The sequence below is a fragment of the Bacillus sp. AK031 genome (genome assembly GCF_053903065.1).
Window position 1 is genome coordinate 2,220,014 of record NZ_CP096424.1, and the last position, 26,280, is coordinate 2,246,293.

Genomic DNA, 26,280 nt, shown 5'->3' on the forward strand with positions numbered 1-26,280 from the left:
CATTGAGCAGGACGTTTTTTTAGATTCCCATTTTAAGAATAAGCGAATTCCATTTTTATGTAAAAAAAAGATTGTAACTCTATTATGGTTTTGAAATAATTGATGTATTCAAATAACTCAGCGGAGTTCCTGTCAATGAAAATGAATTTACCTGTCCATATAGAAATTATGGGGAATGAGCAGGAAACATTTTACATACAGAAGGGAGATATGTGTGATGAAGATCAGAAATGCAACAGCAGAAGATGTGAAATCCATAGCAAGAGTCCATGTCGAGAGCTGGTGGACTACTTATAAAGATATAGTGCCGAACGAGTACCTGCAATCATTAACCTATGAAGCCAGGGAACAACTATGGGAACAGGCCATTCCAAAAGGCCACGTATTTGCTGCAGAAAATGAAAACGGCCAAGTTGTCGGATTTGCTTGCGGTGGAAAAGAAAGAACGGGGGATTATCCGGATTATCGTGGCGAAATCTACGCCATTTACCTGTTGGAAGAGTACCAGAAGCAGGGGTTTGGAACTGAATTGATAAGGGCCGTCGTCCGTCATCTGCAAGAGAACCAATTGAACTCCATGCTGATCTGGGTAATGGACGGTAATGAGGCGGCCTTTTTTTATAAGGCACTTGGCGGCTTGAAAATAGATTCAACGGTATGTGAAATAGGCGGCAGAAGACTTAAAGAGACAGCCTATGGGTGGAAAGATATAAGTCTGTTTATCAGGTGATGATTCGGTTGAATAAGATGTATCTTAAAATATAAAGTGATTTTGCTATTCATCAACTTAAGCTCGTGGTATGGAATAGAATGAATATAAAAGGGGGGTGTTCAGATGGAAAATTTGATGGGTCTCCTATTGGGTTCATTAAATTTGTTTTATCCATTACTCATAGCCTCAGCTATCATTTTCATATACGCACTTTTAAAGCGATCCTGGATCGGGATGCTGTTAAGCGCTCTCTTACTGTTCCCGGATGCTTGGTATTTCAGTGGTTATCCCGCTTTTCCGTGGGCCATGCTCCTGCCGCTCATTCAAGTTCTGTTAGCTGTCACCTTCTATAAGAGAAATAAGAATGGTGAACGAAATGGACAGTATTGAAAAAAAAAGATGTCCTATTAAAGAGGTGGGATCTATGAAGAAAGCTTGGCTCTCAATTATTGGCGGTATTTTCTCAGGACTTATCATATCTTTCTTAACACTGGAATATAAAGGCTGGACATTCATTCGCCATAATAGGAATGGAGAGGTTGAACAAGTTATCAATGAGATGGACCTTGATCTTGTAACGAATTCATTTCTTATCATTGTCGCTTCAGGAATCGTTATTTACATCACTTTAACTTTTATCGAGAAGTTCATGAAGAAAAGAACATAATTTAAAAACTTATTGAAGGAGGGCCAACATGAACAGTCAAATGACAGAATGTCCAAAGTGCGGGGGCACAGAATTAGGCAAAGGGAGGCACTCGGGGTATGCCGTCATTGCTCCTGTGAACAAATTCAGCTTAGGGTCAAATGTTGAATACCTTCTTTGTACCGATTGCGGTTATATCATGGAAGCGTATGTGAAAAATCCAGAAAAATTCAAAGGAACACTTTGAGATTGTTGTTTACACATTCAAAACTCTTTCTTGATATTTCCGCTAATTTGTTTATGCAAATATTTATGAAATAAGTTATAGAAAATAAGGTTGGTCGCCATCACAAGGATATATATTAAGAAGGAATACCATAATTTCCATCCTTTATAAGTGAAAAGATTGAAGAATTCTACTGAGATCCATTCCAGGACCATCAAAATAGCAGCCCCTGCAACTACAGCAATCAAATTATTCGGCTTATGCTTTGCGTAAAAATGAATGATGATCAATAAAGTAAAAGGATAAACAATATTCTGAAGCAGCAAATCCATAAGTTCACCACTGTCATGGTCGACGGTATCATAAAAATCATAAGGTGACATCGCCAAAAAATAATCCCCTACAGTCGTATATAGAAGATTGAATAGAAGGATGCCGATGATTTCCGTGCTAAGAAAAACAGGTTTCTTTTTAAGGAGATAAAAGGAAACCGAAGACACTAATAATGTAATAGCAAGGGTAAACCATTCATTTTCATCAAATCTCTTGGGTAACATCGGCTTCAATAGGTCATGGAGTTCATTAAAAAAGACATTCATACAATCTTCTCCTTTCTTAATATGCCCAAAAGGAAATTCATAAAATAAAGAGTCAGTATTATAACCATCATTTCAAAGAACATATCTAATGAAGGATACCAACTCTTACTGTCAGTACGAAGAACACCAATCAATAAGAATGTTTTTTCGACAGTTATCCCGAAGGCTACCCATGAAAAAGTCCCTGTTAATTGAAGAAGCAAAGAGGCTTTTGAGCGATAAAGAGCCATCAACCACATCAATGTAACAGCAAATATAGCACCATATTGAAGGCGGACTATCCAAAAAGGGATATGCTCTGTTACTACAGAAATACGATCATATGGTGATGAAGTCGTATAGAACATATTCTGACAAAAGTATGATGTAAACATAAAAAGCAAAAAAATTTCTATAGTTGCAAACCATTTTCTTTGTAATGGTAAAGTGAAGATTAGAAGAACTGAAATGATTATGACCACAATAAAAGTTACAATTAACATAGAACGACTCCCATTACAAAATAGAAACATCAAAAACAATAATGTAAAAAGAAATGATTAACAAGATTCTCAGTGTGAATAAGGGCTTTTTATAATAGTTAGTCGAAACATAGGATACATCGTTGAATAGTGTTTTGACACATTTGTTACGGACGTTTGCTGTTTTCAAATTAGTTTACTCTTTTTCATTAGAAATATTTAAGTGGATTGACTTGTGCATTTCATGATTCTCAATAGAAGGGAAAACGGCTGAAGAAGTACACCCTGACTATTTTGAATGGAAACAGAAATGGGAAAGTAAGTATGGGGATTAGCTTTAAAAGGAGCCTGGTACACAGTATAAGCAGGTCAGATTTGGCGTGCAAAACTAGAAAAAGCAGTCCAAAACGGACTGCTTTTTCACTATGAATTCATAATAAAATTCATATGATAAATTTCATTAATTGAGTAGGTCACAGAAGGAAAGCTAACTAAAATAAGGGAAAATTTTTCCGTTAAGCATGCTCAGTAACACAATTTTCATGTTTTTTAAGTAAATAGCGGAAAATATTTCCCCTATTTGACCTGTTTTTCCCGACATCTCTTACATAAGGGAAATTTCTTCCCTTATGGTATAAGCTCATGGTACTGGTTCTTTATTGGTCCTCGCTTTTATGGTGGGGGGCATGAATAGATATTCGCTTATTGAACAAACGAAAAGCTTAATTTGAAGATTTTGAATCAGTGATCTTGTTAAATTATTTTTTATCCCCATAAGAAAGAACGGATTAACCATCATCAGCACCCTCTAGTTATGATACAATTTGAATGTTATTCGCTCATCATCCGTGGAAGGAGAATAGACAATGAATATGAAACTAAGCCACAAAGACATCTTGGAAAAGTGCGGAAGCGTCTCCTTCAAACGGGGTGAGGCTTACTTTAAAAACAACCAAGTTCAAATAGAAGAAATGAACAATTCTTTTTGCAGAGCAGCCGTCAGTAGCACGGAAGATTTCGAGGTCATTATTACAGCAGGTCCCCATGGAGGTTACCATGCTGATTGCACCTGCCCGAAGCTGGCGTCCTTCACCCTTGAGTGCCAGCATGTTGCCGCTGTACTCCTTGCAATCCAAGATTATCAAAAAGAAAGCTCATCGCTGGCAGAAGGTTTCTTGAATCTTTTTGAAAATAAACCGGGCAAATCCACTGGACAACAAAAGCACTTTGAAACAAGAAGTGTCATCGATGTGCACTTCACTTGTAAACCTGTACATATTGGAAATGGGCTGAACTTATTTGGTATTGAACTGATGTTGAACAGAAAGAAGATAAACGACATACGCACCTTTTTACAAAACGCAGGAAATGTACGCCCCCATTCCATAACCTCCGATTTCATATATGACCCTAAGCTTTACTGTTTCAGCAGGGAAGTCGATGAAGTATTGGGACAGCTCTTAAAGGTTCTGCATGACGAGAGAATTTATATGGAAGAACAATCAGACAAAAGAGACCAGGATCCCCGGCTTCTAATAATTCCGCCATCTTCCTGGGAATCCCTTTTGCCTTTTCTGTTAAAGGCACCGAATGTCATGATTGATGATGCGGGACACTTGTACGATGGTTTCGAGGTGTCAGAGGGACCTTTACCACTTAAATTCAGCTTCGATGACGGGATAAAAGATGGATACAGCTTGTATGTGAGAGGACTGCAATGGATGGTCGTGTTCCTTCCTTATTATTCTGTTCTCCATAATGGCCAAATCCATAAGCTGGCCCCAGAGGATTGCCAGCGTCTCTTTGAAATTAAAGCGATGCTCGATACATCTGGAACGAATGAAATTCCTATTCCAGATGCAAGAATCGGATATTTCCTCGAAAAAGTCGCAGTTGACCTCAAAACGCTGGGAAAAGTTGATATATCAGGATCCTTGCGGGAAAAGTACATGAAGACACCGCTGACCGCCAAGCTGTACCTTGACCGAGTGAAAAACCGGCTGCTGGCAGGACTTGAATTCCAATATGAGAATGTGGTCATCAATCCGCTGGAAGAAAGAGAAGTCCCGACTGGAAATATGCTTGTCAGGGATATGAAAAAAGAAAAAGAAATCCTGGCAATCATGGAAGACAGTTCGTTTGCCAGGACAGAAGGCGGCTATATCCTTCACAATGAAGAGCTCGAGTATGAATTTTTGTACTATATGGTGCCGAAGTTAAAAAAGCTGGCTGGGATATATGCCACGACAGCTGTCAGGAACAGGATTTTCAGAGGCAATGCCAAGCCAAAAATCCGTGTGAAGGTGAAAAGGGACCGAATGAACTGGCTGGAATTCAAATTTGATATGGATGGAATTCCCGAAAGAGAGATACATGAGCTTTTATTTGCCCTTGAGGAAAAACGGAAGTACTACCGTCTGCAATCCGGATCCTTATTATCGTTGGAAACGAAAGAAATTCAGGAAATCCAGCGTTTCCTCCGAAGCTCACAGGCCGACCATATCGATTTTGCCAAAGGGATTTCCCTGCCGATGAGCCAGTGTCTTGATTTCCTTGATCACGTGGAATCAAGTGACGGATTCAAGATGGAAGAATCATTTCGTGCGTTTCTTGAAAGCCTTCGGAAGCCCGGAAGCATGGAGTTCGAGGTCCCGGCGGACTTAACAGGGGTATTGCGCGATTATCAGAAGCAAGGTTACCAGTGGATGAAGACAATCGCGCATTATGGCTTTGGCGGTGTGCTTGCAGATGATATGGGACTTGGAAAAACACTGCAAAGCATTGCTTTCATCCAGTCGATCATTCCTGAGATCCGTCTACATAATACCCAGGCTTTAATCGTCTGTCCTTCTGCCGTCACTTATAACTGGTTGAATGAGTTTGCAAAATTCACTCCAGATATAAGAGCCTGCGTGGTGGATGGGGATAAAAAAAGAAGAAAGACCATTCAAGACAGTTTAGAGAGTTATGACGTGTTGATCACATCCTACCCGCTACTCCGAAGAGATATCACGTGGTTTGAAAAGCAGTCGTTTACAGCCGTATTTTTTGATGAAGCCCAAAGCTTCAAAAATCCGGTTACCCAGACAGCAAGAGCCGCCAAAAAAATACAAGCAGACCACAAGTTCGCATTGACAGGAACACCCATAGAAAACTCAATCGAGGAGCTGTGGTCAATCTATCATGTCGTATTCCCGCAGCTGTTCCTTGGATTGAAGGACTACAGTAAGCTCACGACTAAAACTGTATCAAGAAGAATCCAGCCCTTTATGTTGCGGCGTGTAAAAGAAGATGTTCTCGACGAGCTGCCGGCTAAAATTGAGAGCAGGGAAACCGTCGAGCTGCTTCCCGAACAAAAGAAGCTGTATGCCGCTTATTTGGCAAAGTTGAAGCATGATACATTAAAACACCTGAATAAGGATACACTCAGAAAAAATAAAATTAAAATACTCGCAGGAATCACAAGACTGCGGCAAATCTGCTGTCATCCGAGTCTATTTGTGGATGGATATAAAGGAGATTCCGCTAAACTCCTGCAGCTGCTTGAAATCCTGGAGGAGTCCAGAAATTCAGGCAGAAGAGTATTGATCTTCTCCCAGTTCACCAAGATGCTCGGTTTGATAGGAAGGGAGCTTGCCGGGCAGGGGCTTCCGTTCTTTTACCTGGATGGCTCCACATCTTCAGAAGAAAGAGTGGATTTATGCGGCCGATTTAACAGCTGCGAACGGGATGTGTTCCTGATTTCATTGAAAGCAGGAGGGACAGGGCTTAACCTCCATAGCGCCGACACGGTTATCTTGTATGATACCTGGTGGAACCCCGCGGTCGAAGAACAGGCTGCGGACCGGGCGCATAGAATGGGACAAAAAAATACCGTGCAGGTCATCAAACTAGTTGCAAGTGGAACAATTGAAGAAAAGATGAATGAATTACAGGAGAAAAAAAGGAATCTCGTTGAAGAACTGATTGATTCGCAGGAGAAGAAGTCATCCCAGTTAACCGAGGAAGATATTAAGGAGATTTTGAATATTTGATGGTTGAATAAACATGACATCCTTCAATTTCAATTGCTGTTATTTACACAAAAAGGAAGCGTGGAGTAAACTCCGCGCTTCCTTTTTGTGCTTGTTGCGTATTATTAATGTCAGTAGTTAGTTCAGCTGATTTTGTTCAGGATATTTTTCGTATTCGCTGTGTCAATCTCTTTCATTAACTGCTGCAGTTCTTCTTTCGTATTGCTGTCCAGCCCATTGTAGATCAGCAAAGCTTTTGTTTCATCAGAAGTAACGATCCTTCGATAAAGCTTCGAAATTTTTTTACTCCTGTGACTTTCCATTTAACCACCTCGTGAAAAAGATTGATTTAATTATAATACTGAAAGTGCTGTCTAATCAATATATAAGTATTAAAAAATTATGAAATTAATTCCTGTTCTTGCCTGTATTTAATGAAATTTGGCTATTTACACAATGCAAATCAACCTTTTATGAAAAGCTGTGTTGAATTATAATGGTCATATCAATCAAAAAGACAGGGGCAGGGAAATGGAGTTTATCAAAAACAGAACACAAACAATTTACTTAACAGCCTCTTTTATCATGTTTCTGAACACATTTTTTTCACCGTTTGGAGAGGCAGTCAAGGATGCCTTCAGCATGTTACTCTTTATCACTGTTCTCTTTGTATTTATCCTCAATAAAATAGCAGTCAAGATGCCTAAAGGAAAAGATTTGAAGTGAATCAATTATATATGAAGATGAAAACCGGGAATGAGAAGCAGCGAATGGCGTATAAAGCTGTCGGCCAGTTAGGGATACTTGAAGAATTGAAAGCTTATGCTCCCATAGTATGCGGCACAATACCGATTGGTATCGATGTGGAGAATTCCGACCTTGATATCATCATGGATGTAGGCAGTACTGATACTTTTGAAAAAGATCTCCTTTCATTATACAAAAACAAGCAGAATTTCAGAGTAAAAAGAACCACTATTAGAGAAAGGGAAGTCATTAAAGCAAACTTCATTTATGAGGGATTTGAGTTCGAACTCTTTGGTCAATCGGAGAATGTACTTAACCAGCATGCCTACCTTCATATGATCATTGAATACAAGCTCTTACAGAGGTTTCCTTCATTAAAGGAGAAGGTTATTAGGTTAAAGAAAAACGGCATAAAAACTGAACCAGCGTTTTGTATGTTGTTGATAATAGAGGGCGACCCCTATACAGGGCTCATTCAATACGGAATTAAAAATGGATTGATACAAAGGCTGTGTTTTTGAATATACAGCTATTTAGAAACAAAGGAATCAATTCGGCAATTGATTCCCTTGTCATGGGCTTAACAGATTATTCTTTCCGAGGATCCGGCTCCTGATCTTCCGCAAATTCATAAGCAAAATTGCCATTGAAGCTGCGTTGTTTTTCACTGGCCTCTGTGACAGCATTCTTTACAATATAGGAATGAACGAACACCTCTGAACCTGCAATGAGGAGAGCCGAAATAATACTACCCCACGCTACCTGCAGATAACTCTCAAAGAGGATGCCTCCAAAGACCCAGACAAGTAAATAGGCAAGGAAGAAATCAGTAATCACTGCATTCACCCTTCCTATACGAGGCAGGAGAATCCGATCCCCAATAAAATAAGAAATAACCGTAAGCAGCAAACTGAATGAAACAATATCTGCAATGGTTGCCTCAAAAAACAAATCAAGGCTCACCCAGAAACAACCAGGCTTATAACAAACTTTATCAAAAGTACATTTAAATGCTTCAATAGGAAAACTCCTTTTTTGCTTAGTTTTGCGCAAATGTTCCCAGTGCATACAGGTATTATGGCCACATTTGGAGAAATAGTCCTTTCGATTATATTCATTAGGAGGAAATGGGATGCTGTTGAAAGATCCAACGAAAATGCAGGAATGGCTGCCGCCTCATTCAATTCAGTGGTACAGCCAGATCGGGGAATTAGAAGGAAAATACAACTATACGTGGAACTCAACTGTACTTGTCCCAAATGGAGAGACAATCTTTGATGAAGAAGTCATGAAGATGGTCAAAGGAAAAAAAGTACTGGATATCGGCTGCGGCCATGGAGATTTTGCCCTTAATTGCAGTTCGGAAGCAGCGGAGGTGATCGGGTTTGATGTAACCAGCCAATTCCTTCCCAAAGATAGAACACCACTTAACGTTTCATTCGTGGAAGGGAATACAAAAAAAGGTCTGCCCTTTAAAAATGCAGAATTTGATTGTGCCTACAATCGCAAAGGGCCAACCTCCTCTTATCCTCATGTAAAAAGAGTTGTTAAGAATGGCGGTATCTTCCTTGCACTGCATCCCGGTGACAACCTGGGGATGGAACTTCCTGAACTCTTTCCGGGGCTTTTCAACAAACAGGAAAGCACTCCTGTGTTGTGTAATTTACAGCAAAAAATAAAAGAGAGTGGCTTTCACAAGTCGGAGATTGAAGAAGTGAATGTGATCGAGTTTCTTCATTCCCCAGTGGATGTTCTGAAGAGGAGGTGCTTCGGACAGCACCCTAAAATCTATGATGAGCTAATAAAAGCAGAATTGCAGCAAGTGGCCAGAATTTTTGATGAAAATAAAACAGATCAGGGACTACCTGTGACCTTTTCCCGTTATATTGTCCGTATTGTTGTTTGACATGCAGAAGTTTTCTGAAGGCTACTTGAAAAAATTTTGAAGTCGAGAGAGAAACGAATAGATTCCTTTCAAGAAATTCAGGAAGGAACGATTTGTCCATGTAATTGAATATATGAAAGAGAGAGGCTGGGAATTTAAGGAACAAACCGGAGCTGGTCCCGTTTCTTTAAAACTGACAAACAAACGGTCATCGAAACCAGACTTTATTTCAGCTATTTTTTATTTGGGATGCCGTTGAAGCTTGTTAACCGCTATAGATACAACAAAAAAAATGAAAGAAAGTTCATTATAAATATGATAAAATTAAATTTTTTCCAATATTTCTTACGAAAAACTTAAATCTAGTATTATAATAAGATTACTCCCTGTTTAAAAGGTGGTAATCTGCTTTGTTAAAACAATACTTGTACCAAAGCGAATCATTTACATATTTAAAGCGTCGTATTTATATTGTCCTTCTGCCGGTTTTCATTCTTGTTTTTGGTGTTGTTATGGCTTTGTTATATATTAGTGAAGGATATATTGATCCAATCAATAATGTAACCTTCTCTTTATTGATCACCGGTTTGTCCATTTTTTGGGCAGTGCTCGTAAAAAAGCCGGAAAGGTTTTGGCTCGTTGAACTGTCTGTCTTTATCTTGGCCACCGTTTTATTCCTCCTGCGAATGTTTCTTGCAATCCTGGATGACTTGGGTGTTCAAGGAGATGTTCACTTAGGGACAGTCTCCTATTGGGCATCGATCTATTATTTCCTTGTCTTTCTGACGTTCAGGGGGGCGGGGGCCCTATTTGTATCAATCAGTACATTTTCCTTAATAGCCTTTGTAGCAGGATATCACGTATTTTTCAGTATAAATGCCAATGGAGACACAATTGATACCTTGATGCAGTTCACCATAGCTACCTTGGGGAACATTGTAGTGCTATATTATATCCAGAGGATGATTGAAACCTATCTTGAGGCGGAAATCACAAAGTATCATGCTAACACTGATTATCTTACAAAGCTTCCGAACAGGAGGAAGATGGAACAAATTTTGCAACAGGAAAAACAAACCTTTCAGGATGATGGGACCACATTTACCGTTTCCATGTTTGATATCGATTATTTTAAAAAGGTCAATGATACCTATGGCCATGATGTAGGAGACAAAGTGCTGCAAGAGTTGACATCACTCATCTCGGGTAACTTAAAGGACAATGAATATATTGGCAGGTGGGGAGGAGAGGAATTTCTGATGATTTTTTCTAATTCAAATCTGGAAAAAGGGAAACAGAGATCCACCGCTATTTGCCAATTGATCCACCAGCATAATTTTCCTGAAGCCGGAAACATCACCTGCAGTTTCGGCATTGCCCAATATGAAAAATATGAAGAATTGAAAGACCTGCTGAAAAGAACGGACGATGCGCTCTATATAGCTAAAGCCAAAGGCAGGAACCGGGTTGAATGTGCTTGAGTTTCCGCTTTTATACACACTGGTGAAAAAGCGGAAATCAAATGAGGACCTGCACCTTTTTACCCTTTTTCGTTAAAAGTATTGACATTTTTCTATTGAAGATCATATAATACCGAAAATAAGTATTACGGAATTAGTATAGTGAAATGGCTTTGAAAGGAACAAAGTAATGCTTTATCTCCCTGAACCAGAGAGCTGATGGTGGTGGAAATCAGCCATAGATAAGCATGAATTACACTCCTGGAGCTTCTTTTTCGTAGTAAAGGGCCTGCCTTTATGAAGGGAAAGACGGTGAGACACCGTTACCAAAGTTGAGTGGTGAAGAATGTTTTCACAACCAGGGTGGTACCGCGATGAAAAATTCGTCCCTGCTGATCAAATGATCGGCAGGGACTTTTTATATTCCTTGCCAACCTGCAAAAATTAAATAATTTCAGCCATGAAAGGAACCAAGTAGTGACTTATCTCCCTGAACCAGAGAGCTGATGGTGGTGGAAATCAGCCATAGATAAGCATGAATTACACTCCTGGAGCTTCTTTTTCGTAGTAAAGGTCATCCTTTATGAAGGGAAAGACGGTCAATTGATCGTTATCAACTATAAGAGGTGAACATTTCTGTTCGCAATGAGGGTGGTACCGCGAGTCATTCGTCCCTGTCGTTATCTAACGGCAGGGATTTTTTTAGTTTATATTTGCAAAATTTCTTAGTATTTCAATGGAAGTCGCCAGCAGCTTGAATGATTTTTTTACAACTAATTTAGAAATGGGAGGAATTTTAAAATGAGTGCTAATGGATTGGTGGAATTGCGTCATAAAATTGATGATATTAACCTGCAGCTTCTTCAGTTATTAAATGAACGGGCAGAAATCGTGAAAGAAATTGGCCGCAGCAAAAAGGAAGGGGTTAACCGGTTTGATCCAGTCAGGGAACGACAGTCCTTGGATATGTTACTTAAACACCATAATGGGCCATTTGAATCATCCACGATCGTTCACATTTTTAAAGAAATTTTCAAAGCAAGCCTTGAACTGCAGGAAGATGACCATCGGAAAGCACTGCTCGTTTCCCGTAAAGATCATCCAGAAGATACAGTGGTCAATATTAATGGAACACAGCTGGGGAACGGAGCGCAAAACTTCATCATGGGTCCATGTGCGGTGGAAAGCTATGAACAGGTCAAAACAGTTGCACAGGCAATGAAAGCACAGGGCCTGACACTATTAAGAGGAGGAGCATTCAAGCCCCGTACCTCTCCCTATGATTTTCAGGGACTCGGCCTGGAAGGTCTGCAAATTCTGCGAAGAGTGGCTGATGAGGAAGGACTGTCTGTTGTGAGTGAAATCTTGTCACCCCAGGATGTAGAAAAGGCGCTCGACTATGTGGATGTCATCCAAATCGGAGCAAGGAACATGCAAAACTTCGAGCTTCTAAAAACGGTTGGAAAAGTGAATAAGCCCGTTCTACTAAAAAGGGGCCTGTCTGCTACAATAGAAGAATTCATTCATGCTGCCGAATACATCTACTCAGAAGGAAATAAGGAAATCATTCTTTGCGAACGAGGCATCCGCACATACGAAAGAGCCACAAGGAACACATTGGATATTTCTGCGGTGCCGATATTGAAGAAAGAAACTCATTTACCGGTCGTTGTAGATGTAACGCATTCCACAGGCAGAAAAGACTTATTATTCCCAACTGCCAAAGCAGCTCTCGCAATTGGAGCGGATGCCGTCATGGCCGAGGTCCATCCGGATCCTGCAGTCGCTCTTTCCGATTCTTCACAGCAGATGAATATAGAGGAGTTCAATGAATTTATGGAAGGATTGATTTCTTTCAAAAACAAGCTGCTGTAATGGCTGCCGCTGAAGGGGCTCTGTTAAAATATCCTTTTCATTTTAACAGAGTCTTACTTTATTATCGGTAAGCAGATCGCCACTTCTGTCAATGATTGCATGAACAGGAAATCCTGCCAAAAAATGGACAAATATATTTTCAAATACATGTAGATTCATGATTATTCCTGTTTTATACTTGGATTCAGGTGATGACTTGAATATTTTTTCAAAGTATATACATAAAAGTACACATTTACATCCTTTAATCAAAATTTGTATCCGTTACAGATATATTGTCTTCCTGGTAGCCGCTCTGGGTATATGGATAGATGCCGCTTTATACACCGGAGTCAGTCTGATTGCGATATACAGCTTGATTTCTTTATATTTGGGGCTCGTCTACAGGAGTGTCGGCCAGGGAATTTTGAACACTTTTTTTGTAACTTTCTTGCGGTTTTTTTGTTCACCTAATGGATTTCCTGAACAAATTGAAGTGTTCTTTTTTCAATGGCTGAGCTATTTTGCGATTTGGTTTGCCGTTTCTACTCTGATTAAAATGTTCATCGAACAGAAAGAAAATCTTTTGAGATTCACTACCACTCTTGCTAAAACTCTGGATTCCAGGGATAAATATACTGCCTTTCATTCCGAAAATGTCGCGAACTATTCTGTGTTGATCGCCAAACAACTGGGACTATCAAAGACTGAATGCAGGAAAATAGAGCTGGGGGCTAAACTGCACGATATCGGTAAAATCGGCATTCCGGAAAGCATCCTGAATAAACCGGGTAAATTAACGTCTGAAGAATATGAGATCATCAAGAGCCATACAACGAAAGGCTACGAGATGGTTAACCATATTAAGATTTTCGAAAAGAATGACATCCTCGACGCCATTCTATATCATCACGAGAGAGAAGACGGCAGCGGGTATCCGGAGGGTTTGGCAGGGGAAAGGATTCCTGTGATCGCAAAGATAATAGCCGTTGCAGATTCATTTGATGCCATGACTTCGAGCAGGATATACCGGGAAACGAACAGCCGCGATTCTGCCTTAAGTGAAATAAAGAAGGGCAGAGGGATCCATTATGATGCACAGGTAGTTGATGCTTTCTTAGAGTGTATTGACAAGAAAATAATTTAACGTGAAAAAATGACCTCAATCATGATTTGACTGAGGTCATTTTTAGTTTTTATAGTACCCTTTTACTGTTAAAAAAATGATAAAAATAAATCCATTTCACATACTTCTGAATGCATTGAATCCAGTCATGATGAAAAGTATATTCCCAAAAGATTTCCCCATAACGTCATGTATGAGGTTCAAGTTTGAATTCGAGGGTAACTCACACCCCGGAAAAGGAACAAGCGAGGTGCAATTTGGCCAATCAGCACACCTTACACCCTGATAACAGCACAATCAAGGTGTAAGTTTGAATTCGAGGGCAACTCACACCCCGAGAAAAGAACTATCGAGGTGCAACTTTGTGAATCAGCACACCTCACACCCTGATAACAGCACAATCAAGGTGTAAGTTTGAATTCGAGGGCAATTCACACCCCGGAAAAGGAACAAGCGAGGTGCAAGTTGGCGAATCAGCACACCTCACACCCTGATAACAGCACAATCAGGGTGTAAGTTTGAATTCGAGGGCAACTCACACCCCGGAAAGGGAACAAGCGAGGTGCAAGTATGAATTCCAAGCCATATCACATGAACGGAATGCTGGTCAGCCCATCAAGAACAATAATGTAGTTTTGAATTCCATGCAGAACCAAAACAAGGAGAAACTTCCCTGCTGGTCGAATTACTTCAGAGAAAGAATTCCCATTTAAGAAAGAGGCCAGTCAAATGATCACCAATACAATTCCTGAATTCCTTGATTTATACCATGAAAGAAACCCTTTGTCCCTTCAAGCATTAGAATTGTACTATGAGAAATACCCTGCCATTTTCAATGAATACTTTAACTACCACTGCCCAAGGACAGAAGAAAGGCTTTCCCGTGCATTAGACCTGTACCCTGATAAAATCCATGACATCAGCACAATATCCGAATTGCTTCCTGACATCCTTTTAGAAACCCAGTCTGCATACAACCAAAGATTCAACACGAATTTAAGGCTGAACTTTAACCTATTGGTGGGCGGATTTGGATCCAATGCTTTCGTAGAGCGCAAAATTATTGGTGAATTATATTTTGCAGCTGAGAAGCTTTCGGCAAAACCTGACCATCTGAGAATCATAGCAGCCCATGAAATAGGCCATATATTTCATAATGCCCTTTCACAAGAAAGAAAGATGGACTGGCGCAAGGTAGAGTGGACAGACGGGCTGTTCACCATGTACAGGGAAGGGGCGGCCACTTATTTATCGAAGGTAATCTGCCCGGGATTCAGAGAAGATATCTATTACTCTTATAATGATAAAGACGCGGATTGGCTCCGATTTTACAAAGAGAATATATCCGGCATTAAAAAGAGATTCCTGCAGGATGCCAAAACCGAATGGACTTTTGAAAAAGAAAGAGAATGGTTCCGTTTGTCCGGAGGCCAGTACTTTGGCTATAACCGTTTAGGCTACTTTTTAGGCACATCTTACTTTGACTATTTAGTACAAGAAGCCGGTTTGGAAGATGCTATTATTTACTGGAATGAAAATGAGGTACGAACATCCGTTATTGAGTGGCTCAAACACGAAAATGTCCAGGAAGAATTCTGGACGGACTAGATCATTTAGTCAGTTGATTTTGGTTTGTAAAATGCAGGGATTTTATTCAAGTGGGATTCTATTAATCCATTTCCCATAAAAAAAATGGTAAACTATACATATCATACATATTTTAAGCCAATGTGATAAAAGGAAGGGAATCTATGTCTATTGAAAATGAACAGAACATAACCAGATTGAATCTGGATGGAAAAGAATTCATCCTGATCGGCACTGCTCACGTTTCAAAGAAAAGTGCTGAACAGGTTAAAGAAGTAATTGAAAGAGAACAGCCTGATTCTGTTTGTGTCGAACTTGACGAACCGCGCTATCAATCTGTCATGGAAGGCAACAAGTGGAAAGAAATGGACATTTTTAAAGTCATTAAAGAAGGAAAAGCTTCCTTGCTGCTGATGAACCTGGCAATCTCCTCTTTCCAAAAACGAATGGCCAAGCAGTTTGGCATCAATGCCGGGCAGGAAATGATCCAGGGGATTGAATCGGCCAAAGAAATCGGTGCAGACCTTGTCCTTGCTGACCGCAACATCCAAATCACCTTTGCACGGATTTGGAGCGGGGTAGGTTTTATCGGAAAAGGAAAATTGATGATGCAGATCATTTACAGTATTTTCAGTAATGAGAGTATTACGGAAGAGGAATTGGAAAGAATCAAATCACAGGATATGCTTGATGCAATGCTGAATGATTTCACCGAACATTTTCCGCGCTTGAAGAAACCGTTAATCGATGAGCGTGATCAATATTTATCGCAGAAGATTAAAGACGCACCGGGCAAAAAGATTGTAGCTGTATTGGGAGCAGCCCATGTTCCCGGAATCAAGGAAGAGATCAAAAAGAATCATGATCTTGACCGGTTAAATCAGCGCCCGCCTAAATCAAAAGTTCCAAAAATCATCGGCTGGGCGATTCCGATTCTGATCCTTGCCGTGATTGCCTATACCTTTATAAGCAATCCGACAGCAGGCATCCAGCAGTCCATCAGCTGGGTACTTTGGAATGGCTCTTTCTCTGCCCTTGGTGCAGCAATCGGACTCGGACATCCTCTTGCCATTCTGACAGCTTTTGTAGTAGCGCCTATCACTTCTTTAAATCCGCTGTTGGCAGCAGGCTGGTTTGCCGGATTTGTCCAAGCGTACTTCCGCCGCCCGAATGTCCAGGACTTTGAAACACTGCCTGAAGATGTGTTAAGTGTAAAAGGCTTCTGGAACAACAAAGTAACAAGGGTTTTGCTAATTGTCGTGCTTGCCAATCTTGGAAGCACCCTCGGTACCGTCATTGGTGGTGCAGATGTTGTACGATTATTCTTAGAAAATCTGTAGATCAGTTAGAAGGCCAGGTTCCTCCAAGGGAACCTGGCTTTTTTAAGAAAAAAATGAAAGGCGAAAACCATTTCTCGTATGAAGAGGGACAGGAAACCATCAATTTTTTAAAATAGTTTGATTTAGAATTATACTTCCCACATCCATAGAGATGTGTGTTACCCTTGTTGAGAGTATAAGATATAAGGGGGAAAAGGATGTATTTGCTATTATCCATTTTTCTTAGTGCCCTTCTGGGTTTTGCCCTTCTAATAATGGGGCCTTCTGGCGTTTGCCATTGTGGCGGGCTCTATCTTCCGGGGACTTTATTTACTGAATGACATACATAAAAAGATTTCCAGTAAAATTCCTGCTAAAGATGAAGCAAAAGAAGCTTATGAAAAATACTTAGAAGAAAAACAGTCAGATATCAAATGATAAAGAGGCAGCCTTGAGTTGAAGAGGGCTGTCTTTTTTGTATTTCTAAGGGATTTAATAGAGTGAAAATCCTTTGATTGGAAAACACCATACAATTTTCCAAATCGTACGAATAAGCTCTCAGTAGACCAAGCAGAATCTCTTTCAAATATTAAAAAAAGAGATTGTAGTTTTCTTCCAATTTTGAAATAATATCGTTAAACACTGATGAAACTGCAAAGATAACTAAGACTATAATCAACTTATTAAACAAGGAGCTGGTAAACTTGTGTGGGATTAAACTCTGAACATAGAAAAAGAGACTTAGAGATTCCAGTGATCAGGCAGAAATTGATGAAAGCCATAGAAGAAGATTTTCTGAGCGACAAAAATGTTCTATGTCTCTTTTATGGAGGTTCAATTGGGAATGGAAATACGGATCTTTATTCTGATATTGACCTGCGAGTGGTGGTAAAGGATGACGTGTTTGAGTTGTACAGACAGAACAAGAAGGAGCGCGCAGCCAAGTGGGGAAGCACTTTGTTTTATGAAGACTTTCCATGGGCATCCCACAGTGTCGCTCATTTCAGAGGTTTCATAAAGGTCGATTCTTTCTATTATATTCAACATGATATTCAACCTTCTGTATGGCTTAAAAACATTGAAATTGTCCATGACACCGACGGCTTTATGAAAGAAATCCAATTGATGTCCAATCAATTGAAATATGAACCCTCGATTGAAGAGTTTGATTTATGGAGAAGCAAAATTCTTGCAAATACTCATGAGGTTTATCGCGGCGTGATGAGGGGTGAGTTCTTTTACGCATTGGACTGCCTTGACTCTCTCCGCTTATTGATGACCAGCGGCTGGTTCATGGAGGCAGGCATTCAGCCTAACAATCCTGGCTATTGGGCAAAGCTTGAAGGCGGAAGAAGCAGGCTTAAGGATTGGCAGGTAAGTATGCTGCAAAGCTGGATGAGCAGCAGGGAACCAAATGAGATTATCGATACAATGAAGAAAATGGTTCCTGAATTCTTGAGGCTGCATAAAGAGCTTTGCAGAAAGTTCCGTATTGAGGATGATCAACAACAACTTGACGAGATATTCAACATGGTTTTATAGGCTGTAAACACTAAAATGGGCAGCTGATGAATAACAGAAATTTTCCAAGTAAGGCTTCCGGAAAATAAAAAAGAGCCTGGAACAGAAAGTAGTCCTGTTCCAGGCTCTTATATTAATACTCCTGAATGTCCCATGAATGATTAAACTCTATGGCTCCTTTAAGGGTTTGAGCGACAGGACAGCCTTTCTCAAAAACAGATAAAGCACGTTCTGCTGTTGCACGTTTTCCTTCAGGAACTTTCAATTTATAATGACAATTGATCCTGGTGATTTTCAGTACGCCCTCCGGCGCTTCGATCACCCCTTGAATTTCGGCAGTGACTTTGTCTGGTGAAGTCGGGATTTTACGCGCCTCCAGCGCGCCTGATAAGGTACCGACCAGTCAGCCGCCTGCTGCTGCTACAATGTGGTCAAGTGTGGAAGGGTATTCTACTTCCGGCTCTACACCATAGAATTTTTTTACTCCTCCATGAACACCAAATAGAACAGGTTCCTCGAACTTACCTATGTAAGCTTCCCTGATTTTATTAGCTGTATCCTTCTGAATGATTGTGATTTCAGTCAATTCTTCTGGTTTACTCACTTTTCTCACCACCTTTTTAATTAGGATAGCGACTAAGTTTTATTGATGCAACTAAAAGGCACCGAAGATCATGGGAACTTATGTCGAATGATAAATCAACAGAAACAGCTACAGACCTGCACCTGAGCTTTGCCATATCAATGGTGTTGTATTTAGATTGTAAGCGGCATAAAATGTTCACACTTAAGGCTTTGAACCTTAACCTGTATGCGATATACTAGTTTTGATTGCAAATATTTATAGAATTGAAACTTGTTGGAGTCCTTATTATATGAAGAGAATTATACATAATCGTAAATATCGTTTGACGACATTACTGACTGGTCTCGTAACGGCTTCCGTTCTATTGACCACAGTCATCCTATTGATTGCCTCTTTTCAGTCTGAAAGAGAGTCACTTACTAATACCTATCTTTCTTTAAATTATTCCAAAGCGGATAAAATCAGCCGTTCAGTTGATTCCTTGTTCCATGCAATGAGAAACAGCCTTGAAAAAACAGCCGCCTATTTATCAGAACATGAAAACTTGACTGATCATGAAATTCAAGAACAGCTTGAACTAATAAGGGAGAGCGGCCGTTACTTTAATTCATTGTCATGGGTCGATGAAACAGGGCTTGTACGTAATATTGCGCCATCTAGTGTAGGACTAAAAGGTGAATACATTACTGGAATTACCAAGGATGTTGTCGATTCCAAGGAAGCCACTCTGACGACGCCTTATGTTGCTCCTTCCGGCAGGTTGATTGTCCTTCTAAGCCAGCCGATTTATGACAAAGAAGGGAAATATAGAGGGATGCTCGGCGGAACCATTTATATGCACCAGAGAAATGTATTAAATGAAATACTGGGGAATGACATTATTGATGAAAATGGTTCTTACTATTATGTTGTAGGGCCAGACGGAAAGCTTCTTTTTCATCCTGACACCGAGCGCATTGGCCAGGATGTGACGGCAAACAAAGTCGTAAGGAAACTGACGCAAGGTAAAAGCGGGATGGAAAAAGTAATCAACACGAAAGATGTTTCAATGCTTGCCGCTTATAGTTTCATTCCGGATTCCCAGTGGGGTGTTGTACAGCAAACCCCAATTTCTTATATCAATGAGCTTTTAATAAACAATATCAAGAAGTTATTTCTTTATATTCTGTCACCATTCCTGATACTCTTATTGGTTTCCATCACACTTGCTCAAAAACTCGCAAAACCCTTTATCAATTTGGCCAATGTTGTTAACAGGCTTGGGGACGGCCACAAAGTGACCCTTCCTGAAAATGAAACACATTGGAACCGGGAAGCCGATCTATTAACGAAAAGCGTTAGAATTGCCGTCCAAACTGTCCAGGAAAGTCATCACCAATTGGAACAGGAGGCCATAACAGACGCTCTCACAGGCATCCACAATCGAAGGAAATTTCAAGAAGTGTTGGAAAGCTGGACAATTGCCGGGCAGAAATTTTCACTTGTTGTATTCGACATCGATCATTTCAAGGCCGTCAATGATACCTTTGGACACCAGGCAGGAGACGAAGTTCTGAGATTCCTGGCAGACACTGTACAAGCAAGGTTGAAAAAGAAAGAGCGCTTCTTCCGCTATGGTGGGGAGGAGTTCGTTCTCTTAGTGCCAAATAGCTCAGCGGCTGATTCCTTCAAACTCGCTGAAGAGATCAGAACAGCCATAGAAGGAAGTTCCAACCCCGTTGGAAGGCCGGTAACGGTTTCGCTTGGAATTGCGGATTTTCCTGGTGACGCACTTACCTCCCAGCAACTGTTCGATTATGCTGACAAGGCTTTGTACCAGGCAAAAATTGAGGGAAGAAATAAAACGGTCATTTGGAAGAGTGAATAGATTTCTTGCTAAGACAAAAATAAATATACAAGGCGGTTGCAGCCTTGCTTCTTAAGAACAAAAAGCTCAGGATTAACCCTGAGCTTTTTTGGTAACCAGATATTTTTCAATATTTAGACTCACTCTGAATTGTTCACTGCTTCAAAAAACTCGTCACGGAGTACTCCCATGATGATATTGTCATGGAACTCACCGTCGTAGAATAACTCACTCCGTAAGACTCCTTCTTGCTTAAACCCCAGTTTTTCATACGATTTTATCGCACGTGAATTGTAGGAATAGACACATAATCCTATGCGATATAAGTTCAATGTCATAAAACCATGCTCAAGAATTAACTTCAGGGCTTGAGTTCCATAGCCTTTCCCGAAAAACCCAGGGTCATGGAGCGCTATTCTGATATTAGCATTTCTGTTCAAATGATCAATTTCATTCAATGCCAGGTCGCCCACTGGTTCATCAGTGTCTTGTAAAGCGATAACCAAGTCGATACGTGTGTCATCCAAAGCAAAAGCATCGTAAGCTTTCTCAATCTTTTGCGCGGTCAAAAATTTCTGCAGCCCTGTCAATTTCCTGATTTCCGGGTAGGAAAGGGCCTTCGATATAAGTCTGTAATCTTCCTTCTGAAACGGCCTCAGATAAACCGCTGTTCCTTCTAAGAACTTCTCCATAAAAAGTGGCTCCTATTAATTAGTATTTTTATCCATTTATTATACCAGATCATTCTGATTCATATGTCTGATTTTTTTGCCAGTCGTAATATTCTGTTAATTTATGTTATAATCATGAGAATATCTAAAAAATGAAGGAGAGGCATGAGGATGGAAGAGTATTCTAATACGCTGCTAAACCTGATTAAGGAGAAGAAAACCGGAAATCGCTTTCTATTCGGAATTGATGGTTTGAGCCGGTCAGGGAAAACGACGTTGACCAAGAAGTTTTGTGGGCTCTTAAAGGAGAATAACATCCCTCATTCAGTGTTTCATATTGACGACCACATTGTTACAAGGAAGGATCGCTACAATACTGGCCGTGATGAGTGGTTCGAATATTACTTCCTGCAATGGGATCTCCATGAGATTCGCCAGCACTTTTTTGAAAATCTCATTTTATCGAGGAAGTTTGACCTCAACTTTTACGATAATGAAACCGATACACATTCACCAAAAACGATTGAACTTCCCGATGACTGCATCATTGTTGTCGAAGGAGTCTTCCTGCAGCGTCAGGAATGGCGTGATTATTTTGATTATGTCGTATTTCTTGATTGCCCGCGGGACATCAGATTCGACCGGGAAAGTGACGAGGCGCAACAACTTCTGGATAAATTTGAGAAACGCTACTGGAAAGCAGAGGAATTCTATCAAAAGGCTGTTTCTCCAAAACAAAAAGCGGATTTAGTTCTGCATGGATAGTCAAAGGAGGCACCATAATGACAGATACCCATGAAACTCAACCGACAGAAGAATCCCCGTACAATGAAGATGAAATTTATTCTCCTGTGGAAAATCTGCAGAAGATTGAAGCAGGCGGAACTTTTAAACACAAAAACATGGAGATGGACACACTTCCGATCGGCATAAGGATAATTGGATATTGCATAATCGGTTTTATCTTTGTCACAAGTGTATTGGGGTTGATATTGAGCTTTTTTGATTAACTGTCCGAAGAAGCTCACCTCCCTATACATGAAAGTAATAAACAAAGTGGAGGCAGTCAAAATGAAGGCAGTTAATGTTTGGTCATTCTTTGCGGCGATTCTCTGTATACTACTCTTTGTTATAACCACCTTCACTAAATTGATAACCGTGACTTTGTTTGGCATTCACCCTCTGACAATTCTTCTGTTTTTGACAATCGCCATATTATTCATTGGGATTGCAGGCTTCGCCGGTGTGCATGATGGAAAGTCACTGGCTAGAAGCATTACAACGGTCATCATTGCATCAGCACTTGCTTTTGTTCAATTTTCCTTATTGTTTTTTGGACTTATACTCAGTTAGGGCTTTTAAAAAATATCATGTAAAAGAGGATGCTAGATGAAGAAATGGCTTATCATTCTACTGTTGTTCTGCATTACCGGGTGTAGTCCGGAAACCAAATTAACCAAAGTCAAAGGAGACAGTTTTGCCTCCAGTGAGATGTTCAAAGCAGCAGATGAACTGGATAGCCGAAAGGACGCGCAATTCTACAAGCCTGTCTCCATACAGGAAATGCTGGCTGAAATGCCTGAAAATATGAAAGGAAAGGTCCTGCCAATCGATCACAACGACTTGCCTTTTCCAGTAACAAAGGAAAACGCCATTCTTGTCACTGCCACAAATCCAAACGGACAAGAAGTAAATGAAATTCAATTCAGCTACTTAAATAATAATGCAAGCGGAATGACAGAAGAGTTTTTTATCGTTTCCGTTACTGAAGCTGCTGAAAACCCTCTCGAGTTGTATGATTTCTCAAAAGAAGAAACCGATGGTATGGGGAATGAATTAAGGAAAGAACGAATAGGGGATACACCTTTTTATCACATCGTCCGGACGGCCAATTCTGCTCTCCTTTATACTTATTATGGTTACAACGAAGAAGAAGGACGTATCAATTTGCATGGCACAGCAGCCAATGAGATTTACGGCTATCATGAAGGCTTTATTTATCATATAGGGTATCAGATCACAGATCATGGTGATGAAATGCCAGCAAGAATGCTTGAGTTAACAAATCAATTAATTTTTGGAATAAAGGAGTCATGAATTGAAGAAAAAAACCAAATCACTTTCTGGACCCATAAATGCTTTACTGGTTATCATGGCGGTCATCTTCATGAGACTTGTTGATGAGTATCTCTATGATTTTTCTATATGGGTCGGAGGGTTTCTTTGTGTGTTGCTTTATTTTGTTTCAAGCAAGATCATCTCAAAGTTTTCTTTTTCCAGGAAAATCATCGGAAACAAAACAGCAGCCGCTTTGGATATCTCTGTCTATTACTGATTTTATTTCTATTTACCTCTCTAGACCTGTAGACTTAGAAAGAACAAGTTGCCGGCTTAGATGCTCATCAAAAGAGTTGTTACGTTAATTTCATTTGACCCGTCAATTTAGCGTCTTCGAATTCAGAAGATTTGAAAACGATAACCCCGTAGAGGCGGTATGACGCCTTCGATTTCTGAAAAAAGAAAATTGACAATAACATCATCGAAAGAAACACCAATTTGTTTTCAAATAGAGCATGGTTTGAATTAACAAAGTTCCTTATTGATATTCTTGCCCAATTCTGTTCATCCTAAGAAAAAACACTCAGGAGGCGGCATAATGGGTAACGCAGATGGTCGGTTTTATGGATTTGTCACCAATAATTTTATCAGTGCTGAAGAAGGAAAGCTGAATCATGACCGCTATGAAGTATATGTGAATGACGACTTTCTAGGGAATAAAACACTTTTGAATCAAGGTGACAAGCTGTCGGATGTAGATGATTTTTTAAAATCTAATGGATACAGTACTTTCAGTTCTTTGCTTGAGGGGGACCACTATTACATCAAACCTTATGAACAGCAGAGCGAAATTACAAAGGCTCTTGAAGTTTATTTTAAAAATAGATAAAGGAACAAAGATTCTGGGCCCGTCAGAAATATTACCAATTATAATTAATAGCCTCTGACAGATAATAATTTAGAAAGTGAATGCGAGCTTTCTGAATCTTATTAAAGAGGTGTTACATTTGAAAAATTTACTAGCGATGCTTTTCAAACCGAAAAGAAAAACATCTTTTTTTAATATGTTTGGTCGAAAGAGAAATAACAGAAAGATGATGTGGGGATCGGCTTTAAGCCTGGCAATGAGTGCCGCTGCCTATGGGTTGAACAGAAGGCGAACGGGCAGCAATTCAGGACAAGGTTTTCAAAACATGATGAGCAACACCTCATTAAAAGGAATCCAGCCTAATTTCGCTGCTATCAATGAATTCGCAAACGAGATAGCTCCTGACAAAAAAACTCAACAGAACAAGTAAGAGAATGCCCACGAGCAGTGGGCATTCTTTATTTCCTTAGAACATCTAGTATCCAGTCTTTTAGATCAACAATCCGAAGATTTTCTATGCTCTTGTTCGTTCCTGCAACGATTATCGGCACCGATGAATCTACTTTGTGCATCGAACCATGCGCTCCACCGCCAGTATGCTGAGGTGAGCTTTCTCCAATAAATTCATATCCCGGTTTGGCGTCGGCTATAAGAAACTCACCTTGCTGAGATTGCGTTGCTCCATACAACCTTGCTAATGCATCAGGATAATTTCCATAAACGATCTGATCCTGTTTGATGGAGAGGTCCAGAATTTCACGATTTCCATTTATCGACCACCGTTGAGTATATTGATCTTCATAGCTGCCTCCTGGTGAAAATGTAAAATCCCCTTCATGATCAGGCGAGACGACTCTGATCTTTTCACCATCTTTCCAGGCTATCCAGGCAATACGGGAATCTGGTTGTAAATTTCGAGCCAACTGTTGAAGGCGAAGATGCTCTTTCAGTGAATAAATATAGGCCATCCGTTCATTTGCCGTGATGACAATCTCATCTTTCCCGCTTACATCTTTTCCAAGTTGAAGCACTTTATATTTGGAGAAACTTTTTCTGAGATCGATAAGAGCCTCTTTTTTGTCATTTATCACAAGTGACTGATTGCTGTCACTCATAATGACCCATACCGTGTTAACTAATGCTTCATCCCATTCCTGAAAACCATTCAAGATCTTTTGCAATTGTTTATCAGCTTCCTCAATTCCATTTGTGGCAGTTGGTCCTTTTTTGTGTGCGGCATGGTCATTTTCAGGGAAGTACATAATCGTAAAAGGCGGTAAACTGTTGTTTTTCAATAGATGAATCATTTCTTCAGCTGCAAAAGTATCGTTTAGACCTATCCGGTTAAGGGTATGGTCGTTGTCCAGATTCTGACGTGAAAATAATCCCAGTGATAATTTTTCAGGCCCCATGGTTTCCAGTTCTTCCGGGAGGTTAGATAATTTAGAGATAATTTTCGGTACCTTAAGGGTATGTGGATAGTTCCCTCGATAAACCAAAGCGTTAATGGAGGCTGTTTTCAAACCTGCTTTATCCAGATCTTCATGGATGGTCGTGACTTCCCGACTGAGATCGATGTTATTAAACTCATAAAGGCCATTCTTCGCAAAATCAGATAGGCCAAGCTTTAGAATCTCAAATACGCCGTTTCCATAGGTGATGATCTGCTTCTCTTTGTCATTGAACCAAACCAGTCCCGGTATTTTGTGTTCATCTGGATAGGCACCGGTGAGAATGGAGCTATCGATCGTAACAGACATCGTTGGATAAGAGCTTACCAGGTTATTGCTATATTGGCCCCTGTTCATAAAAAACTCGAGTGCCGGTGCTTCGCCGTCCCCAATTGCCTTTTTCAACGGTTTATCCATTAATGAGTCGATAACGAGAACGATCACTTTTGATGTCACATGGCTGCTTGTTTGCATCGGCAATGGTATCTTGTCATCCTCACTTGAATACTGGCTGCTGCCTGCATATCCCAAAGAAAGTGCTAAAAAGGTTATAATCAGAAATAAGCGTTTATTCATCATTTCATCCCCGGAAAAGTGTATTTAGTCAATACGCTTAGTATGAACATATAGACGAAATTGATGAT

The 26,280-nt window shown here is 40.1% G+C and carries 30 protein-coding genes and 2 other annotated features; of the genes, 22 read left to right on the plus strand and 8 right to left on the minus strand.

Translation table 11 applies throughout. From position 1 onward, the window contains the following. Window positions 1-217 precede the first annotated feature (217 nt). The 4 genes from M1E09_RS11410 to M1E09_RS11425 all read left to right on the plus strand — a co-directional run bounded on the left by M1E09_RS11410 (window position 218) and on the right by M1E09_RS11425 (window position 1,605). Window positions 218-730, plus strand: coding sequence for an N-acetyltransferase family protein (locus M1E09_RS11410; protein ID WP_456271001.1), 513 nt, complete (start codon window positions 218-220; stop codon window positions 728-730). Window positions 731-835: 105 nt separating this feature from the next. Then, entirely contained in the window at window positions 836-1,102 is a 267-nt protein-coding gene (locus M1E09_RS11415) for a hypothetical protein (protein WP_456271002.1), read from the plus strand. Window positions 1,103-1,136: 34 nt separating this feature from the next. After that, entirely contained in the window at window positions 1,137-1,379 is a 243-nt protein-coding gene (locus M1E09_RS11420) for a hypothetical protein (protein ID WP_456271003.1), read from the plus strand. 28 nt (window positions 1,380-1,407) lie between these two features. Beyond that, on the plus strand, window positions 1,408-1,605 hold the full coding sequence (locus M1E09_RS11425; protein ID WP_456271004.1) for a transcription initiation factor TFIIIB: 198 nt from the start codon (window positions 1,408-1,410) through the stop codon (window positions 1,603-1,605). Window positions 1,606-1,622: 17 nt separating this feature from the next. On the opposite strand, the gene M1E09_RS11430 is transcribed toward M1E09_RS11425, so the two are convergent. Beyond that, the gene (locus M1E09_RS11430) at window positions 1,623-2,183 is read right to left on the minus strand and encodes a CBO0543 family protein (RefSeq protein ID WP_456271005.1); all 561 of its coding nucleotides are present in this window, start codon (window positions 2,181-2,183) and stop codon (window positions 1,623-1,625) included. Beyond that, window positions 2,180-2,665: a hypothetical protein gene (locus M1E09_RS11435; RefSeq protein WP_456271006.1), complete on the minus strand. Its 486-nt coding sequence runs from the start codon at window positions 2,663-2,665 to the stop codon at window positions 2,180-2,182. The genes M1E09_RS11430 and M1E09_RS11435 overlap by 4 nt, the downstream gene beginning before the upstream one ends. 845 nt (window positions 2,666-3,510) lie before the next feature. Here M1E09_RS11435 and M1E09_RS11440 point away from each other — a divergent pair. After that, a complete protein-coding gene (locus tag M1E09_RS11440) occupies window positions 3,511-6,678 on the plus strand; it encodes a DEAD/DEAH box helicase (protein WP_456271007.1) in 3,168 nt (1,055 codons plus the stop codon). A 122-nt stretch (window positions 6,679-6,800) separates the two neighbouring features. On the opposite strand, the gene M1E09_RS11445 is transcribed toward M1E09_RS11440, so the two are convergent. Further along, on the minus strand, window positions 6,801-6,980 hold the full coding sequence (locus M1E09_RS11445) for a hypothetical protein (protein WP_456271008.1): 180 nt from the start codon (window positions 6,978-6,980) through the stop codon (window positions 6,801-6,803). A 208-nt stretch (window positions 6,981-7,188) separates the two neighbouring features. Between M1E09_RS11445 and M1E09_RS11450 the strand changes: the two genes are divergently transcribed. After that, window positions 7,189-7,383: a hypothetical protein gene (locus tag M1E09_RS11450; RefSeq protein ID WP_456271009.1), complete on the plus strand. Its 195-nt coding sequence runs from the start codon at window positions 7,189-7,191 to the stop codon at window positions 7,381-7,383. After that, window positions 7,380-7,925 (plus strand): DUF4269 domain-containing protein, encoded by a 546-nt coding sequence (locus tag M1E09_RS11455; RefSeq protein ID WP_456271010.1) that lies wholly within the window; start codon window positions 7,380-7,382, stop codon window positions 7,923-7,925. Before M1E09_RS11450 ends, M1E09_RS11455 begins: the two co-directional genes overlap by 4 nt. Window positions 7,926-7,992: 67 nt before the next feature. Here the strand turns inward: M1E09_RS11455 and M1E09_RS11460 are convergent, their stop codons facing one another. Further along, entirely contained in the window at window positions 7,993-8,355 is a 363-nt protein-coding gene (locus tag M1E09_RS11460; RefSeq protein WP_456271011.1) for a DUF2512 family protein, read from the minus strand. A 181-nt stretch (window positions 8,356-8,536) separates the two neighbouring features. Here M1E09_RS11460 and M1E09_RS11465 point away from each other — a divergent pair, with 181 nt between their 5' ends. The 7 genes from M1E09_RS11465 (at window position 8,537) to M1E09_RS11495 (ending at window position 18,177) form a co-directional block, all read left to right on the plus strand. Further along, entirely contained in the window at window positions 8,537-9,310 is a 774-nt protein-coding gene (locus M1E09_RS11465) for a class I SAM-dependent methyltransferase (protein WP_456271012.1), read from the plus strand. 389 nt (window positions 9,311-9,699) lie between these two features. Then, complete coding sequence (locus M1E09_RS11470) at window positions 9,700-10,770, plus strand: diguanylate cyclase (RefSeq protein ID WP_456271013.1); 1,071 nt, start codon at window positions 9,700-9,702, stop codon at window positions 10,768-10,770. A gap of 143 nt (window positions 10,771-10,913) precedes the next feature. Next, window positions 10,914-11,143: a binding site (T-box leader), on the plus strand. Window positions 11,144-11,200: 57 nt separating this feature from the next. Next, window positions 11,201-11,428: a binding site (T-box leader), on the plus strand. 122 nt (window positions 11,429-11,550) lie between these two features. After that, complete coding sequence (locus tag M1E09_RS11475; RefSeq protein WP_456271014.1) at window positions 11,551-12,624, plus strand: bifunctional 3-deoxy-7-phosphoheptulonate synthase/chorismate mutase; 1,074 nt, start codon at window positions 11,551-11,553, stop codon at window positions 12,622-12,624. Window positions 12,625-12,820: 196 nt separating this feature from the next. Further along, entirely contained in the window at window positions 12,821-13,750 is a 930-nt protein-coding gene (locus M1E09_RS11480) for an HD-GYP domain-containing protein (protein WP_456271015.1), read from the plus strand. Between the two features lie 708 nt (window positions 13,751-14,458). Then, a complete protein-coding gene (locus M1E09_RS11485; RefSeq protein WP_456271016.1) occupies window positions 14,459-15,337 on the plus strand; it encodes a DUF5700 domain-containing putative Zn-dependent protease in 879 nt (292 codons plus the stop codon). A gap of 143 nt (window positions 15,338-15,480) precedes the next feature. Further along, window positions 15,481-16,656 carry a TraB/GumN family protein gene (locus M1E09_RS11490; protein ID WP_456271017.1) on the plus strand — a complete coding sequence of 392 codons (1,176 nt, stop codon included), beginning with the start codon at window positions 15,481-15,483 and terminating at the stop codon, window positions 16,654-16,656. Window positions 16,657-17,343: 687 nt separating this feature from the next. Beyond that, window positions 17,344-18,177 carry an aminoglycoside 6-adenylyltransferase gene (locus M1E09_RS11495; protein ID WP_456271018.1) on the plus strand — a complete coding sequence of 278 codons (834 nt, stop codon included), beginning with the start codon at window positions 17,344-17,346 and terminating at the stop codon, window positions 18,175-18,177. Between the two features lie 112 nt (window positions 18,178-18,289). Here M1E09_RS11495 and M1E09_RS11500 read toward each other — a convergent pair whose 3' ends face one another. Both M1E09_RS11500 and M1E09_RS11505 read right to left on the minus strand, forming a co-directional pair. Next, a complete protein-coding gene (locus M1E09_RS11500; RefSeq protein ID WP_456274968.1) occupies window positions 18,290-18,559 on the minus strand; it encodes an OsmC family protein in 270 nt (89 codons plus the stop codon). Then, on the minus strand, window positions 18,560-18,760 hold the full coding sequence (locus M1E09_RS11505; protein ID WP_456271019.1) for a hypothetical protein: 201 nt from the start codon (window positions 18,758-18,760) through the stop codon (window positions 18,560-18,562). A 271-nt stretch (window positions 18,761-19,031) separates the two neighbouring features. Here M1E09_RS11505 and M1E09_RS11510 point away from each other — a divergent pair, with 271 nt between their 5' ends. Beyond that, window positions 19,032-20,609: a sensor domain-containing diguanylate cyclase gene (locus M1E09_RS11510; RefSeq protein ID WP_456271020.1), complete on the plus strand. Its 1,578-nt coding sequence runs from the start codon at window positions 19,032-19,034 to the stop codon at window positions 20,607-20,609. 119 nt (window positions 20,610-20,728) lie between these two features. Here the strand turns inward: M1E09_RS11510 and M1E09_RS11515 are convergent, their stop codons facing one another. After that, complete coding sequence (locus M1E09_RS11515; RefSeq protein ID WP_456271021.1) at window positions 20,729-21,280, minus strand: GNAT family N-acetyltransferase; 552 nt, start codon at window positions 21,278-21,280, stop codon at window positions 20,729-20,731. 150 nt (window positions 21,281-21,430) lie between these two features. Here M1E09_RS11515 and M1E09_RS11520 point away from each other — a divergent pair, with 150 nt between their 5' ends. The 7 genes from M1E09_RS11520 (at window position 21,431) to M1E09_RS11550 (ending at window position 24,615) form a co-directional block, all read left to right on the plus strand. Continuing rightward, on the plus strand, window positions 21,431-22,024 hold the full coding sequence (locus M1E09_RS11520) for a kinase (RefSeq protein WP_456271022.1): 594 nt from the start codon (window positions 21,431-21,433) through the stop codon (window positions 22,022-22,024). A gap of 17 nt (window positions 22,025-22,041) precedes the next feature. Further along, window positions 22,042-22,269 (plus strand): hypothetical protein, encoded by a 228-nt coding sequence (locus M1E09_RS11525; RefSeq protein ID WP_456271023.1) that lies wholly within the window; start codon window positions 22,042-22,044, stop codon window positions 22,267-22,269. A gap of 61 nt (window positions 22,270-22,330) precedes the next feature. Next, entirely contained in the window at window positions 22,331-22,612 is a 282-nt protein-coding gene (locus M1E09_RS11530; RefSeq protein WP_456271024.1) for a hypothetical protein, read from the plus strand. A gap of 36 nt (window positions 22,613-22,648) precedes the next feature. Then, complete coding sequence (locus M1E09_RS11535) at window positions 22,649-23,356, plus strand: hypothetical protein (protein ID WP_456271025.1); 708 nt, start codon at window positions 22,649-22,651, stop codon at window positions 23,354-23,356. Window position 23,357: 1 nt separating this feature from the next. Next, complete coding sequence (locus tag M1E09_RS11540) at window positions 23,358-23,594, plus strand: hypothetical protein (RefSeq protein ID WP_456271026.1); 237 nt, start codon at window positions 23,358-23,360, stop codon at window positions 23,592-23,594. 321 nt (window positions 23,595-23,915) lie between these two features. Then, the gene (locus M1E09_RS11545) at window positions 23,916-24,206 is read left to right on the plus strand and encodes a hypothetical protein (RefSeq protein WP_456271027.1); all 291 of its coding nucleotides are present in this window, start codon (window positions 23,916-23,918) and stop codon (window positions 24,204-24,206) included. Between the two features lie 118 nt (window positions 24,207-24,324). Beyond that, window positions 24,325-24,615 (plus strand): hypothetical protein, encoded by a 291-nt coding sequence (locus M1E09_RS11550; protein ID WP_456271028.1) that lies wholly within the window; start codon window positions 24,325-24,327, stop codon window positions 24,613-24,615. Between the two features lie 28 nt (window positions 24,616-24,643). Here the strand turns inward: M1E09_RS11550 and M1E09_RS11555 are convergent, their stop codons facing one another. Then, on the minus strand, window positions 24,644-26,215 hold the full coding sequence (locus M1E09_RS11555) for an alkaline phosphatase family protein (protein ID WP_456271029.1): 1,572 nt from the start codon (window positions 26,213-26,215) through the stop codon (window positions 24,644-24,646). Window positions 26,216-26,280 lie beyond the last annotated feature (65 nt).

Coding starts and splice junctions, on each gene's coding strand:
- M1E09_RS11515 (WP_456271021.1), bottom strand. CDS start 21,280: ATGGAGAAGTTCTTAGAAGGAACAGCGGTTTATCTGAGGCCGTTTCAG.
- M1E09_RS11430 (WP_456271005.1), bottom strand. CDS start 2,183: ATGAATGTCTTTTTTAATGAACTCCATGACCTATTGAAGCCGATGTTA.
- M1E09_RS11445 (WP_456271008.1), bottom strand. CDS start 6,980: ATGGAAAGTCACAGGAGTAAAAAAATTTCGAAGCTTTATCGAAGGATC.
- M1E09_RS11485 (WP_456271016.1), top strand. CDS start 14,459: ATGATCACCAATACAATTCCTGAATTCCTTGATTTATACCATGAAAGA.
- M1E09_RS11525 (WP_456271023.1), top strand. CDS start 22,042: ATGACAGATACCCATGAAACTCAACCGACAGAAGAATCCCCGTACAAT.
- M1E09_RS11450 (WP_456271009.1), top strand. CDS start 7,189: ATGGAGTTTATCAAAAACAGAACACAAACAATTTACTTAACAGCCTCT.
- M1E09_RS11555 (WP_456271029.1), bottom strand. CDS start 26,215: ATGATGAATAAACGCTTATTTCTGATTATAACCTTTTTAGCACTTTCT.
- M1E09_RS11510 (WP_456271020.1), top strand. CDS start 19,032: ATGAAGAGAATTATACATAATCGTAAATATCGTTTGACGACATTACTG.
- M1E09_RS11535 (WP_456271025.1), top strand. CDS start 22,649: ATGAAGAAATGGCTTATCATTCTACTGTTGTTCTGCATTACCGGGTGT.
- M1E09_RS11475 (WP_456271014.1), top strand. CDS start 11,551: ATGAGTGCTAATGGATTGGTGGAATTGCGTCATAAAATTGATGATATT.
- M1E09_RS11435 (WP_456271006.1), bottom strand. CDS start 2,665: ATGTTAATTGTAACTTTTATTGTGGTCATAATCATTTCAGTTCTTCTA.
- M1E09_RS11545 (WP_456271027.1), top strand. CDS start 23,916: ATGGGTAACGCAGATGGTCGGTTTTATGGATTTGTCACCAATAATTTT.
- M1E09_RS11520 (WP_456271022.1), top strand. CDS start 21,431: ATGGAAGAGTATTCTAATACGCTGCTAAACCTGATTAAGGAGAAGAAA.
- M1E09_RS11440 (WP_456271007.1), top strand. CDS start 3,511: ATGAATATGAAACTAAGCCACAAAGACATCTTGGAAAAGTGCGGAAGC.
- M1E09_RS11490 (WP_456271017.1), top strand. CDS start 15,481: ATGTCTATTGAAAATGAACAGAACATAACCAGATTGAATCTGGATGGA.
- M1E09_RS11530 (WP_456271024.1), top strand. CDS start 22,331: ATGAAGGCAGTTAATGTTTGGTCATTCTTTGCGGCGATTCTCTGTATA.
- M1E09_RS11425 (WP_456271004.1), top strand. CDS start 1,408: ATGAACAGTCAAATGACAGAATGTCCAAAGTGCGGGGGCACAGAATTA.
- M1E09_RS11465 (WP_456271012.1), top strand. CDS start 8,537: ATGCTGTTGAAAGATCCAACGAAAATGCAGGAATGGCTGCCGCCTCAT.
- M1E09_RS11415 (WP_456271002.1), top strand. CDS start 836: ATGGAAAATTTGATGGGTCTCCTATTGGGTTCATTAAATTTGTTTTAT.
- M1E09_RS11410 (WP_456271001.1), top strand. CDS start 218: ATGAAGATCAGAAATGCAACAGCAGAAGATGTGAAATCCATAGCAAGA.
- M1E09_RS11420 (WP_456271003.1), top strand. CDS start 1,137: ATGAAGAAAGCTTGGCTCTCAATTATTGGCGGTATTTTCTCAGGACTT.